This window comes from Micromonospora sp. NPDC048930, assembly GCF_043197935.1.
Classification (GTDB): Bacteria; Actinomycetota; Actinomycetes; order Mycobacteriales; family Micromonosporaceae; genus Micromonospora.
Genome location: NZ_JBICUB010000015.1, coordinates 25,663 through 38,256, shown reverse-complemented (window position 1 = coordinate 38,256; position 12,594 = coordinate 25,663). Strand labels below are relative to the sequence as shown.

At 74.8% G+C, this 12,594-nt stretch carries 10 protein-coding genes; 4 read left to right on the top strand and 6 right to left on the bottom strand.

What is annotated here, in order from left to right; all coding sequences use genetic code 11:
• The first annotated feature begins 7 nt into the window (after window positions 1-7).
• The gene (gene dapD / locus ACGFI9_RS29820; protein WP_393183173.1) at window positions 8-967 is read left to right on the top strand and encodes a 2,3,4,5-tetrahydropyridine-2,6-dicarboxylate N-succinyltransferase; all 960 of its coding nucleotides are present in this window, start codon (window positions 8-10) and stop codon (window positions 965-967) included.
• Between the two features lie 82 nt (window positions 968-1,049).
• On the opposite strand, the gene ACGFI9_RS29815 is transcribed toward dapD, so the two are convergent.
• Window positions 1,050-4,424, bottom strand: a complete 3,375-nt coding sequence (locus ACGFI9_RS29815; protein WP_393183171.1) for a S8 family serine peptidase — start codon at window positions 4,422-4,424, stop codon at window positions 1,050-1,052.
• A 105-nt stretch (window positions 4,425-4,529) separates the two neighbouring features.
• On the opposite strand from ACGFI9_RS29815, the gene ACGFI9_RS29810 reads away from it, so the two are divergent.
• Both ACGFI9_RS29810 and ACGFI9_RS29805 read left to right on the top strand, forming a co-directional pair.
• Entirely contained in the window at window positions 4,530-5,096 is a 567-nt protein-coding gene (locus ACGFI9_RS29810) for a sugar O-acetyltransferase (protein ID WP_393183169.1), read from the top strand.
• An 86-nt stretch (window positions 5,097-5,182) separates the two neighbouring features.
• Window positions 5,183-7,774 carry a hypothetical protein gene (locus tag ACGFI9_RS29805; protein ID WP_393183167.1) on the top strand — a complete coding sequence of 864 codons (2,592 nt, stop codon included), beginning with the start codon at window positions 5,183-5,185 and terminating at the stop codon, window positions 7,772-7,774.
• Here the strand turns inward: ACGFI9_RS29805 and ACGFI9_RS29800 are convergent.
• From ACGFI9_RS29800 to fdxA, 5 genes are read right to left on the bottom strand one after another with little or no spacing between them, the layout of a single operon-like run.
• Complete coding sequence (locus ACGFI9_RS29800) at window positions 7,751-8,398, bottom strand: nucleoside/nucleotide kinase family protein (protein WP_393183165.1); 648 nt, start codon at window positions 8,396-8,398, stop codon at window positions 7,751-7,753. The two genes, ACGFI9_RS29805 and ACGFI9_RS29800, sit on opposite strands and share 24 nt — an antisense overlap.
• Window positions 8,398-9,045, bottom strand: a complete 648-nt coding sequence (locus ACGFI9_RS29795; RefSeq protein ID WP_393183163.1) for an SIMPL domain-containing protein — start codon at window positions 9,043-9,045, stop codon at window positions 8,398-8,400. Before ACGFI9_RS29795 ends, ACGFI9_RS29800 begins: the two co-directional genes overlap by 1 nt.
• A gap of 4 nt (window positions 9,046-9,049) precedes the next feature.
• Window positions 9,050-10,075 carry a prephenate dehydrogenase gene (locus tag ACGFI9_RS29790; protein ID WP_393183161.1) on the bottom strand — a complete coding sequence of 342 codons (1,026 nt, stop codon included), beginning with the start codon at window positions 10,073-10,075 and terminating at the stop codon, window positions 9,050-9,052.
• 20 nt (window positions 10,076-10,095) lie between these two features.
• Window positions 10,096-11,205, bottom strand: coding sequence for a succinyldiaminopimelate transaminase (gene dapC, locus ACGFI9_RS29785; protein ID WP_393183366.1), 1,110 nt, complete (start codon window positions 11,203-11,205; stop codon window positions 10,096-10,098).
• Window positions 11,202-11,528: a ferredoxin gene (gene fdxA / locus ACGFI9_RS29780; RefSeq protein ID WP_089005361.1), complete on the bottom strand. Its 327-nt coding sequence runs from the start codon at window positions 11,526-11,528 to the stop codon at window positions 11,202-11,204. The genes dapC and fdxA overlap by 4 nt, the downstream gene beginning before the upstream one ends.
• 79 nt (window positions 11,529-11,607) lie before the next feature.
• Here fdxA and ACGFI9_RS29775 point away from each other — a divergent pair, with 79 nt between their 5' ends.
• The gene (locus tag ACGFI9_RS29775) at window positions 11,608-12,567 is read left to right on the top strand and encodes a GNAT family N-acetyltransferase (RefSeq protein WP_393183159.1); all 960 of its coding nucleotides are present in this window, start codon (window positions 11,608-11,610) and stop codon (window positions 12,565-12,567) included.
• Window positions 12,568-12,594: the final 27 nt, after the last annotated feature.

The window sequence follows — 12,594 nt, the reverse complement described above, 5'->3', positions numbered from 1 at the left end:
CAAAATCGTGACTACCGCACAGTCTGCCTGGGGCATCGGCCTGGCCACGATCACCGCTGACGACCAGGTGCTCGACACCTGGTACCCGACCGGCAAGCTGGGACTCGGCGAGCTGCCGCTGGTCCCCGGGGAGGACCAGGCCGACGTGCTCGACCTGCCGCCCGGCGCGGTCGGCGAGCGGGCGCTGCCCGGCCTGCGTACGGTCCAGGTGGTCACCGTGATCGGCTCGCTGGACGACCCGATCAAGGACGCCGCCGACGCGTACCTCCGGTTGCACCTGCTCTCTCACCGGCTGGTCCGGCCCAACGAGCTCAACCTCGACGGCATCTTCGGCAAGCTGGCCAACGTGGCCTGGACCTCGGCCGGGCCGTGCCCGCCGGAGCGGGTGGACGAGCTGCGCGTCATCGAGCGCGCCGCCGGCCGCCACCTGGCCGTGTACGGGGTCGACAAGTTCCCCCGGATGACCGACTACGTGGTCCCCTCCGGCGTGCGGATCGCCGACGCGGACCGGGTCCGGCTCGGCGCGCACCTGGCCGCCGGCACCACCGTCATGCACGAGGGATTCGTCAACTTCAACGCCGGCACGCTGGGCACCTCGATGGTCGAGGGGCGGATCGTGCAGGGCGTGGTGGTCGGCGACGGCTCCGACATCGGCGGCGGCGCGTCCATCATGGGCACCCTCTCCGGCGGCGGCACCGAGAAGGTGCGGATCGGCGAGCGGAGCCTGATCGGCGCGAACGCGGGCGTGGGCATCAGCCTGGGCGACGACTGCGTGGTGGAGGCCGGCTGCTACATCACCGCCGCCTCCAAGATCAGCCTGCCGGACGGCCGGGTGGTCAAGGCCCGCGAGCTCTCCGGCGTGGACGGCTTGCTCTTCTGGCGCAACTCGGTGACCGGCGCGCTGGAGGCGAAGCCGCGTACCGGCAAGGGCATCGAGCTGAACGCGGCGCTGCACGCCAACGACTGACGCGGACCGGGCCGGGGCGGGACGCCCCGGCCCGTCCGCCGTCCGGGCCCGTGGCAGGGAGACCGCGGGCCCGGACGAGCCACTACCGCAGGCGGTACGCCTGGATGATTCGCTGGGTCACCGTGTTGCCGGCGCTGTCCCGGGCGGTGGCCCGCAGCGAGACGTACCCGGGGCCGGCGGGGTGCCGGACCACGGCTGCCCAGCCGGTGCCCTGCCGGTGCAGCTCCGCCTTCCGCCAGGTCTTGCCGCCGTCGTACGAGACGTCGACGGTGAGCTTGGCGACTGTGGCGGCCGGCGCGCCGGGCTGCCGTTCGACCGTCACCGGGATGGTGAAGGTCCGCCCGGCCGGGGCGCTGTTGTCCACCGCCAGCCGCGGCGCGAAGCGGACCGCCATGGCCGGCAGCCGGAGCCAGTCGTCCCCGGTCACGTGCCGGGACCGGAAGGTCCAGCTGGCCGAGACCTGGGTGCTCAGGTCGGTGAAGCCGCGGGTGGCGGAGGCCTCCACCCGGTAGTTCGCCGCGCCCGGCGGGACCTCGAACTCGCCGTACCCGCCGTACGGGGACTCCCCGACCAGCTCGCCGTCGCGGTAGAGCGCGGTCCGTTCGGCGTCGGTGAGCGACCCGCCCGCGTGCCCGGCGGCGTCGCTGAACAGCGGGAGGTCGACCGTGATCGCGTCGCCGTTGCGGGTGATGCCCTGCCCCGCCCGGCGGGGTGCGGGGAAGGACGGCCCGTACGGCGCCGCGTTCCAGTCCTCCCGGACCGTCCGGCCCGGTCGGTAGCGGACCGCGTCCGCGAAGAGCGCGGCCTGCGGGTTCAGCCAGCCCTCCTCGGCCCGGGTGCCGAGGTCGAGTTCCGTGCTCCAGCGCATCCCGGCGGTGCTGTAGTGCTCGACCCGCTGGCCGGGGACCGTGGTCGGCAGGCCGATGGCCCAGCCGCCGATGTTGTACGCGGAGACGGGGAAGACGATCCGTTCCGCCTCCTGGCCCGCCTGGCCACCGTGGAACCGGTGCACCACCGTGGCCAGGTCGCCCTGCCGGTAGTGCCGGACGTAGCCGGTCGGGAACCGGCCGGGCAGCGCCTCGCTGGTCGCGTACAGGTAGGGGCTGGAGGTCACCGTCAGGTCGGCCCACTGGGTGCCGACCGCGCCGACGAACCGGTCCGCCGACGTCGAGCCGCCGACCTGGGCGCTGGTCAGGCCGGTGAAGTCGAACGACAGCAGGCTGAAGCCGTAGCCGCCGCCATCCGCGGTGAACCAGTTCGCCGAGAGATCGACCAGCGCCGGGGTGGCGTCACGCCGCGGCACGGTGACCCGGACGGGCTTCGCGGTCCGGGCGTCCACGGTGATCCGCAGATCACGGTCGACCGTCACGAGCGGCTGGGCCAGCATGCTGGCGCCGGCCGGCTCGCCCTGCGCGTCGCTCTCGAAGATGATGCTGTTCAGCCCGTACACGCCCTTGGGGACGCGCACCTGGGCCTCGCCGTCGGCGTCGTAGACGTCGACGATCCGGAAGCCGTCCAGGCCGGCCAGGATGGTGGAGTAGTCGCCGGTCGCCGCGCCGTCCCGGTTCCGGTGGCTGACGGTCAGCGTGTAACTCTCCACCTCCCGGTTCACGGCCACCGGGGTGACCGCGACGGTGGCGCCGGAGCGGGCCACGATCCGGCCGGTCCAGTAACCGTCCACCCCGCCGAGGCGGGTGTCCGCCGTGACGGTGACCTGCGCGGTGCCGCCGGCCGCGACGGTGACCCGGGTGGCGCTGAGCCGGAACATGCCGTCCGGCGCGGGACGCCCGCCGGGCCCGGTGACCTCGGTGGTGAGGTCCAGGGTCAGCGCGGCCGTGCCGGCGTTGCGGTAGGTGACCGTCCGGTCGACGGTGGCGTCGTCGTCGTGCGGCCAGACCGCCCGCCCGAACGACACGCTCGCCGGCTCGCTCGTCACCGTCTCGGTGATGGCGTGCGCCACGTCGACCCGCCCGGCACCCTGCTGGTACGCCGTCTGGTCGGGGTGCGGCTTCGCCGAGGCCATCAGGGTCGCCTTGAGCTGCCCGGCCGCCCAGCCGGGATGCTGTTGGGCGAGGAGCGCCGCCGCGCCGACCACGTGCGGGGTGGCCATCGAGGTGCCGGAGAGGGAGACGTACTTCTCCCCCACCGGGTCGCCGATCTGGCCGTGCGCGGCCCGGGCGGCGACGATGTCCACGCCGGGCGCGGTGATGTCCGGCTTCAGCGCGTCGTCGCCGACCCGTGGGCCACGGCTGGAGAACTCCGCCAGCGCGTCGTCGCGGTCCACCGCGCCGACCGCGAGGGCGGCGTCGGCCGTGGCGGGCGAGCCGACCGAGCCGTCCGCGCCGTCGTTGCCCGCCGCGATGACGAAGAGGGTGCCGGTCTGCGCGGTCAGCGTCTGCACGGCCTGCTCGATCGGGTCGATCTCCGGGGTGTCCCAGCCGCCGAGGCTCAGGTTGACCACGTCGGCCTTCTTTTCCACGGCGGCCCACTCCATGCCGGCCAGGATGGCCGAGTCGGAGCAGCCGAACTCCTCGCAGACCTTGCCGTTGAGCAGGGTGGCGTCCGGGGCCACGCCCCGGTACTTCCCGCCGGAGGCCGCACCGCTGCCGGCGATGATGGAGGCCACGTGGGTGCCGTGCCCGACCATGTCGTCGGCGTCGGGCATCTCACTGAAGTTGCGCGAGTCGGCGACCCGGCCGGCCAGGTCGGGGTGGGTGACGTCGACGCCGGTGTCGAGCACGGCGACGGTGACGCCCTTCCCGGTGTAGCCCGCGGCGTAGGCGGCCGGCGCGCCGATCTGCGGCACGCTGTGGTCCAGGGTGACCTTCCGCCGGCCGTCGAGCCAGATCCGGTCGACGCCCCCCGCCGCGTCGACCCGGGCGCCGGACCGTCCGGCCGTCAGCGTCCGCCAGACCGCGCCGGCGTCGGCCTTGGCCGCGGTGAGCGCCGCGCCGCGGATGGCCGGCAGGTCGCGGATCAACCGGGTGCCGGCGACCGGGGCGGCGCTTCGGGGCCTTCCCTTCGGGTACGACACCAGCAGCGGAAGCGTTTCCCGCCGGGCATCGTCGTAGCCGGACGAGACCAGCTCGGTGACGTCGAAGAGCCGCCGGTCGACCCGGCCGGAGCGGATCAGCGGCAGCACGTCCCGCGGCACCACGGTGAGGTGGCCACGGTCCCGGCCGACCAGGAACTGGATCCCGTCCCGACCCGGCGCGGGCCGTACGGCGGCCCTGCCGCCGGTACTGACGGTGACTCGGTCGCCGGTGAGCAGGGTGACGGTGACCGGACGAGCGTTCGTCGCCGAGCCGGGCCGGTCGGCGGTCGAGCCGGTGGGCGTGACGGCGGGGCCGGCGGCGGCCGCCGTGGGCGCGCCGAGCACGAGGGTGCCGACGAGGCCGAGGCTGGCAAGTTTCCTTCTCTTTCGGAGCAACCTTTCCTCCTTCGGAGACGTCTTCATCGATGGGGAACACATCGATGCATAGCGTCAGAATTGCATACCGGGTATGCAAGCGGAAGTCACCGAGCCGACAGATTCCCGGCCGAGCCGGGGCATGATTTGGCGGTGACCTCCATGAAGGACCGCATGCTCGCCGGCGAGTTCTACATAGCGGACGACCCCGAGATCATCGCCGATCTGGACCGGGCGGCCCGACTCACCGAGCGGTTCAACGCCAGCGCCGCCGACGACCCCGAGGGACGGCTCGCCGCGCTCCGCGAGCTGCTCGGCTCGGTCGGCGAGGGCGCCTGGGTCCGCCCGCCGTTCCACTGCGACTACGGCTGGCAGACGCACATCGGGCCGCGCACCTTCGTCAACTTCAACGCGGTCTTCCTCGACGTCGCCCGGATCACCATCGGTGCCGACGTCCAGATAGGTCCCAACGTCCAGCTCCTCACCGCCACCCACCCGGTCGAGCCCGAGGCCCGCAGGGCCAAGTGGGAGGCCGCGAAGCCGATCACCATCGGCGACAACGTCTGGCTCGGCGGCGGGGTGATCGTGCTGGCCGGGGTCACCATCGGCGAGAACACGGTGGTCGGCGCCGGCGCCGTGGTCACCCGGGACCTGCCGCCCAATGTGGTGGCGCTCGGTAACCCCGCCCGACCGGTGCGAACCCTGGAGCAAGCCGGCTGAGCTGCTAAAACAGCGGTTCGCCGGGGGTGCGGATCTGCACCAGACGGTGCACTCTGGGTAGTGAACGGCTCACCCAGGGAGCGCACATGGTGGAACGGGTGCTCGAACTGCGGGTGCACGGGGTGTCGAACACCCCGCCCGACCAACTGCTCGGTCTGCACCCCGCCCCCGGGGGCGACGGGCCACAGCCCTGGCTCGTCGCCGGCGGCGCGGTGACCGGCTTCTACCGGTCCACCACGGCCGGACGCGACGACCCGATCACCGTCGAGGCGTACAGCTGGGGGCAGCTGACCTCGGGCGCGCGGACCGCGCGGGACGTCGAGCGGGCCCTGTGGACGCTGCTGCTGCCGTTCACCCTCGCCAACGTGGCGCTCTTCGCCCGCGGCGGCATCCCGCCCGCCCCGGACCACGAACGCTGGGGCAGCCGCTCCGGCACCACCGCGTGGCTCATCCGGCTGTTCTGCCTGAGCCTCACCGGCACCCTGGTGATCACGATGACCGGCGTGGGCGTGGACCTGATCGGCTGGCAGTGCGTCGGCCAGGACTGCCTCCGGCACCTGCCCGGCCCCTGGGAGTGGCTGGGCAACAGCTGGTGGCGCCAGGACACCCGGGCGCTCACCGTCGGCCTGCTGCTGCCCCTGCTCATGCTGCTGGCGCTCGGTGGGCTCGCCTGGCGTACCTACCAGTACGAGGCAGAGATGCCCGCCGAACCCCGTACCCGGGCGGCGGGGCGCGACGCGGAGCCGGCAGCCGAGCCGGCGGCGGAACGGCCCGACCCGTGGGAGAACCCGCTCCAGGACCCGACCTTCTGGTGCGGCGAGGGGCAGTTGCGCCGCGCCGCCGTGCTGCACCTCTGCACCGGCGCGGTGGTCGCCGCCGCGGTCCCGGTCGCCGCGGTGATCATCATGGACCCGCCGCGCGGGGTACGGGCCGGGGTCGCCTGGGCCACCGTCGTCCTGCTCGCGGCCGTCGTGGCGATCGCCGTGGTGGCGCTGGGCCGGCCCTGGCTGACCCGGCGGCGGGGGGCCACCCCGCTCGGCCGGTGGAGCGCCACCGTGGCGCTCCTCGCCGGCCTCGGGCTGGTCGGCACCTTCGTACTCCTGCTGCTGCCCGACGGGCCCGCCGGGCGGCCCCTGACCGAGTTCCGTCCGCCGGTCGGCTGCGTCCGCGACCCGACCATCACCGGCTGCCGGACCGACCGGTCGCTGCCCGGTTACGACACCGCCGTCGCCTGGCTCGCCACGTACCAGGTGCTGCTGCTGATCGCGATCGGCGCGGTGAACCGCTCCGGCCGGCGGGCGCTGGTCGCCCCGGTGGCCGGCAGCGCCCTGCTGCCGCTCGGCGTCGTCTGGATCGAGCGGGGACTGCCGGGCCTACCGCCCGCACCCGGCAGGCTGGACGTCTGGATGCTGGTCGTGCCGGCCATCGTCGTCGCCGCCACCGGACTGCTGCTGCCGCGGATCCGGCCCGAGGTGGCCGAGCAGCCGCTCGCGCCGCACACCGACCTCGCCTGGGGCGGCCGGGCCCCCGCACTGATCGCCGGGTTCGGCTGGATGATGGCCATCGCCTACTGCGCCGGCCTGCTCTACTGGTCCAGCGACCAGCTGGACAGCCGGGCCGTCCCGAGCGAGTCCTCCCGGGTGGTACCCCCGCTCGCGGTGTTCTGGGCGGGCCTGGCCTGCGTGGTCGGGCTGCTCGCCCTCCTCGGCCTCCTGGTCCGGGCCGGCTTCCGCTTCCGGTCGCTGCGCCGCGCCGAGTACGCCACGCTCGCCGCGTCCGACGGCCTCTCCGCGCACGACCTGCGCCGCTGCCGCGACGTCAGCACGTTCCGGGCACTGCACCGGCTCGTCGGCGAGCACGCGATCCGACTGGTCGGCTGGTACGCCGGGGTCTCCCTGGTGCTGGTGACGCTCTGCTGCGCGGCGGCGCTCGCCCACGGCCGACCCGGTCCGCAGTCCCTCGTCGGCTGGCAGGTGGTCATCCATCGGATCGCCGACCTCGGCGACCGGATGCTGGGCTGGCTGCCGGTCGTGGTCAGCGCGCTCGGCCTGCTGGTCTACCGCAACGACACCGTACGGCGGTCGGTCGGCGTGATCTGGGACGTGGGCACGTTCTGGCCCCGGGCCGCGCACCCGCTCGCCCCGCCGAGCTACGCCGAACGGGCCGTGCCGGAACTCCAGACCCGGGTGGCGGGCCTGCTCGCGCTCACCCCGCACCACCCCAACCGGATGGACGGCGTGATCCTGTCCGGGCACAGCCAGGGCACCGTCATCTGCGCCGCCACGCTGCTCCAACTGCCCCGGCACTGGCGTCGGCGGATCTGGTTCTTCTCGTACGGCTGCCAGCTCACCCGCCTCTACGGCCGGGTCTTCCCCGCGTACTTCGGTCCGGACCGGCTGCGCACCCTCGCCCGGGCGATGTCCTGGTCCACGGGGTACGTCGCCTGGACCAACTTCTGGCGCGACACCGACCCGCTGGGCTGGCAGGTCAGCGCCGGGGAACGGGACGTGCCGGTCGCCGACCCGGAGGCCCTGCACCCCACCGAGGGCGAGGTCGCCGACCCGCCGATCCGCAACCACAGCAACTACCCCGAGGCGCTGGAGTTCGCCCGCGAGCGGGCCGTGGTGGCCCGGCTGCTGCGCCGGGCCGTCCCGTCACCCCGGCAGGGGGTCGGTTAGCCGGACCACCAGGTCGGCGTGCCCGGCGGTGCCCGCGACCAGGGTCGCGTTCGCCTCGTCGCTGCCCAGCGCCCAGGCCCGGGCCTGCTCCGGGGTCTTCCCGTACGCCTCGTGCCGGGCGGTCAGCCGGCGCACCCGCAGCTCGGCGTCGAGGTCCAGGAACCAGGCCTCGTGCAGCAGCGTCCGGACCTCCTCCCACGGGTCGTCGCGCAGCAGGAGGTAGTTGCCCTCGGTCACCACCAGCCGGACCTCGGGCGGCACCTCGATCGCCCCCGCGACCGGATCCTCCAGGTCACGGCGGAACACCGGCGCCCAGACCGAGTACGGTTCCAGCCGGCGCAACCGGCGCAGGGTGGAGACGAAGCCGTTGACGTCGAACGTGTCCGGCGCACCCTTGCGCCCGTCCCGGCCGAGCCGGACCAGCTCCGACTGGGCCAGGTGGAAGCCGTCCATCGGCACCAGCCGGGCGAGCGGCCCGACCTCGGCGACGATCCGCTCGGCCAGGGTCGACTTGCCCGCGCCGGGCGCGCCGGCGATGCCGAGCAACTGGCGCGGCCCGGCGTCGGCGAGGGCGCGCGCCCGGGCCACCAGGTCGTCGAGGGGGAGCACCCGGGCCGGCGGCATCAGCCGAGCACCGGCTCGCTGATGGTGAAGCGGGCCTCGACCGCCGCCTGCACGGGCTGCGGCTGCGGGTCCAGTTCCAGTTCGGGCGGCGCGCCACCGGGCCCGCCCTTGGCGAACGCCGCCCGGGCCACCATCGGCGGGGCGGCGGACGGACCGGTGTCGGCCAGCTCCAGCAAGGCGGTCACCCGCGCGCCGAGCGCTTCCGCGTACTCCCGGGCCCGGGCCAGCGCGTCCGCGATGGCGGCGTGCCGCGCCTCCCGGTACGCGGGGCTCTCCGGCCGCAGCGACCACCACGGGCCGGCCACCTCGACCTGCTCCTGGTCGGCCAGGCGGAGCATCAGCTCGCCGAGCGTGGTGAAGTTGTCGACGGTCACCGTGGTGCTGACGCTGCCGTGGTAGGCCACCACCCGCTCGCCGGACCGTCTGGTCTCCGGCCAGACCCGGAGCTGGCCGGTCTCCCGCCGCGTCACGGCCGGCTCCGCCCCGTCCAGCAGCACCCGGACGGCGGCCGCCCGCTCGGCCAGCCTGGCCAGCGTGGTCTCCCGGTCGCGGTCCCGGGCGGTCGCGGTCACCGTGAACCGGGCCAGCTCGGGAGTCACCTCCCGGTACGCCTCGCCGCGTACCGCCACGACCGGTGCGTCCACCATGCCCTCACCCTAGTGGGGCGGCCCCCGGCACGTGCACGGTGTAGGTCACGGTGCCGGCCTCGACGCGGCAGCCGGTGAGGTGTCCCCCGGCCGCGCCCAGTTCCAGCAGGTAGACCAGCTCCTCCTCGGCCTCCCCGTCCGCCGGGAACTCGCGCCGGCCCGGCTCCAGCACCCGCCCGGCCAGCGCCAGCCGCGCCGCCCGGGCCCGCTCGTAGCCGGCGACCAGGGCGGCGGGGTCCCCGGCGGCCAGCGCGGCGGTCAGCTCGTCGAGGTACGCCCGTACCTCGGCCAGTTGGCGGAGCACCTCGGCCCGGTTGTTGAGCAGCATGTCGGCGGTACGCCGGGCCGGCGTGCCGGCCACCCGGGTGCCGTCGCGGAAGCTGCCGGCGGCCAGCCCCAGCACGGCGTCCCGCACCGGGGACCGGGCGACCGCGCCGGCCAGGCTGCCGGCCAGCAGGTGCGGCACGTGGGAGGCGAGCGCCACCACCGAGTCGTGCGCCTCCACCGTCATCGGGACCACCCGGGCCCGGAACACCTCGGCCAGCAGCGCGGCCAGGAACCGGAACCGGGCCAGCCCGTCGGCCGTCGGGCAGAGCACCCAGGCGGCGCCGTCGAAGAGCGCCGGATCGGCCGCGGCGAGGCCGGCCCGGTCGGTACCGGCCATCGGGTGGCCGGGCACGAACTGCCCGATCAGCCCCTGCTCGACGGCGAACGCGGTCACCCCGCCCTTGGTGCTCCCGACGTCGGTGACCACGCAACCGTCCCCGGCCGACTTGGCCACGGTCAACAGCGTCTCCGGGAGGGTGGGCAGCGGCCCGCAGAGGAAGACGACGTCCCGGTCGCGTACCGCGTCGGTCAGCTCGTCGGGGAAGCGGAGCCCCCGGTCACGCCCCTGCGCGCGGGTCGACCGGTCCGGGTCCCAGCCGGTCACGTCCGCGCCCCACTCCTGCAGCCGGAGCAGGACGGAGCCGCCGATCAGGCCGGTGCCGACGACCGCGGCCCGGAGGTTGGCGCCGGGCCTGCCGCGCATCACGCACCTCGCTCGTCGGGTCAGCGCTCGCGCAGCCGGTCGGCCACCGCGGCGACGTGCTCGTCGGACTCGGTCAGGGCCACCCGCACGTGCCGGGCGCCGGCCGGACCGTAGAAGACGCCGGCGGCGACCAGGATGCCCCGCTCGGCCAGCCAGTGGACGGTGTCCCAGCAGTCCTCGTCCCGGGTCATCCAGAGGTAGAGCCCGGCCTCCGAGTGCTCGACGGTGAAGCCGGCGCCGGTGAAGGCGGCGTACAACTGCTCGCGCCGGGCCCGGTAGCGCTCCCGCTGCTCGTCGGCGTGTGCCTGGTCGCCCAGCGCGGCGACCATCGCGGCCTGCACCGGGGCGGGCACGATCATGCCGGCGTGCTTACGGATCTTGAGCAGCTCGGCCACCAGCGCCGGGTCACCGGCGACGAAGCCGGCCCGGTAGCCGGCCAGGTTGGAGCGCTTGGAGAGCGAGTGCACGGCCAGCACGCCCTCGTACGACCCGCCGCAGACCTCGGGCGACAGGATGGAGACCGGCTCGGCGTCCCAGCCCAGCGGCAGGTAGCACTCGTCGCTGGCGACCACCGCGCCGCGCTCGCGGGCCCAGTCGACCACCTTGCGCAGGTGGGCGGCGGGCAGCACCCGGCCGGTCGGGTTGCCGGGCGAGTTGACCCAGACGAGCCGCACCCGGGGGGTCGGCCCGAGCGCGGTCAGCGAGTCGGTGCGCACCGTGGTGGCGCCGACCAGCCGGACCCCGTCCTCGTAGGTCGGGTAGGCGATGGACGGCACCACGACGACGTCACCGGGGCCGATGCCGAGCAGCGTGGGCAGCCAGGCGACCAGTTCCTTGGAGCCGATCGTGGGCAGCACCCCGAGCCCGTCGACGCCCGCGCCGCAGGCCCGGGCCACCCAGGCCGCGATGGCGTCCCGCAGCGCGGGGGTGCCCGCGGTCAGCGGGTAGCCCGGGGCGTTCGACGCGTCGGCCAGCGCCTGCCGGATCACCGGGGGCACCGGGTCGACCGGCGTGCCCATCGAGAGGTTGATCAGACCGTCCGGGTGCGCCGCGGCCGTCGCGGCCGCGGCGTCCAGGGTGTCCCAGGTGAAGTCGGGCAGCCGCGACGAGACCGGCGCGGGCCGGTTCAGTGGCCCTCTCCGCGCGGCGGCTGGGCGGCCACGAACGACGCGTCCTTCTCCACCTTGCCGATCTTGGAGGCGCCGCCGGGCGAGCCCAGGTCCTCGAAGAACTCGTAGTTCGCCCCGGTGTAGTCCTTCCACTGCTCCGGGACGTCGTCCTCGTAGAAGATCGCCTCGACCGGGCAGACCGGCTCACAGGCACCGCAGTCGACGCACTCGTCGGGGTGGATGTAGAGCATCCGGTTGCCCTCGTAGATGCAGTCGACCGGGCACTCCTCGATGCATGCCTTGTCGAGCACGTCCACGCAGGGCTCGGCGATGATGTAGGTCACCGGTCTTCTCCTCCGCAAGACTCGTCGCGATCACCGCGACCGGTAAGAGCCTAGTATCTCGGCGGGGAGGAGGTCGATCGTGCTCCGACAGCAGGACGTGGGACACCGGATCGTGGTCCGCCGGATTGTGGGGATTCGCGAAGGCCGGCCGCTGTTCACCGACGCCCTCGGGGAGCTCGTCGAGCTGAGCGAGAGCCACATCACTCTGGCCACCGACAGGGGTCGGCTCCGGGTGCCGATAGGGGAGGTCCACCGGGCCAAGCGGGTGCCGCCGGCCCGCCGGCCGACCGCCGCCGCGGTGATCGCCCTCGAACTCGCCGCCGACGAGGCGTGGCCCGCCCCGGTACGCGGACGGCTCGGCGACTGGCTGCTGCGCGCCGCGGCGGGCTGGACCGGCCGGGCCAACTCGGCGCTGCCGGTCGGGGATCCGGACCGCCCGCTGCCCGCCGCGCTGGACGCGGTCGAGCGCTGGTACGCCGACCACGGGCAGCCGGCCCTGGTGAACACCCCGCTGCCGCTCGCCGCGCCGGTCGGCGCGGAACTGGACGCCCGGGGCTGGGACAGCCGGCCGCCGGTGCTGGTGCAGACCGTGCCGCTCGCCGCGCTGCCGCCCGCCCCGCCCGGGCGGGCCGACCAGCCGCCGGTCGAGCTGGCCACCGCACCCTCCGAGGACTGGCTCGCGATCGCCGCCGGTCGCAAGGGCGGCCTGCCGGACGCCGCCCGGCACGTGCTCACCGCCGTGGAACAGGTCCGCTTCGCCGGCGTCCACGCGGACGGCCGGCTGGTCGCCGTCGGCCGTGGCACGGTGACCGGGCCGGGGCGCTGGCTCGGCCTGACCCTGATCGAGGTGCTGCCGGAGGCCCGCCGGCACGGGCTCGCCGGCCGGCTGATCCGCGCCCTGGCCGACTGGGGCCGGGCCGAGGGTGCGACGCACGCCTTCCTCCAGGTCGAGCAGCGCAACACCCCGGCCGTGGCCCTCTACCGGGGCCTGGGCTTCACCACCCACCACACCTACCTGACCCGGGTGGCGCCGGGCTGATCCCCGGCCACGCGATCGGTGCCCGGA

What these genes read in the sequence shown, in the direction of transcription:
- ACGFI9_RS29815 (WP_393183171.1), bottom strand. Translation starts at nt 4,424, where the DNA reads ATGAAGACGTCTCCGAAGGAGGAAAGGTTGCTCCGAAAGAGAAGGAAA.
- ACGFI9_RS29805 (WP_393183167.1), top strand. Translation starts at nt 5,183, where the DNA reads ATGGTGGAACGGGTGCTCGAACTGCGGGTGCACGGGGTGTCGAACACC.
- ACGFI9_RS29800 (WP_393183165.1), bottom strand. Translation starts at nt 8,398, where the DNA reads ATGCCGCCGGCCCGGGTGCTCCCCCTCGACGACCTGGTGGCCCGGGCG.
- ACGFI9_RS29795 (WP_393183163.1), bottom strand. Translation starts at nt 9,045, where the DNA reads ATGGTGGACGCACCGGTCGTGGCGGTACGCGGCGAGGCGTACCGGGAG.
- ACGFI9_RS29790 (WP_393183161.1), bottom strand. Translation starts at nt 10,075, where the DNA reads ATGCGCGGCAGGCCCGGCGCCAACCTCCGGGCCGCGGTCGTCGGCACC.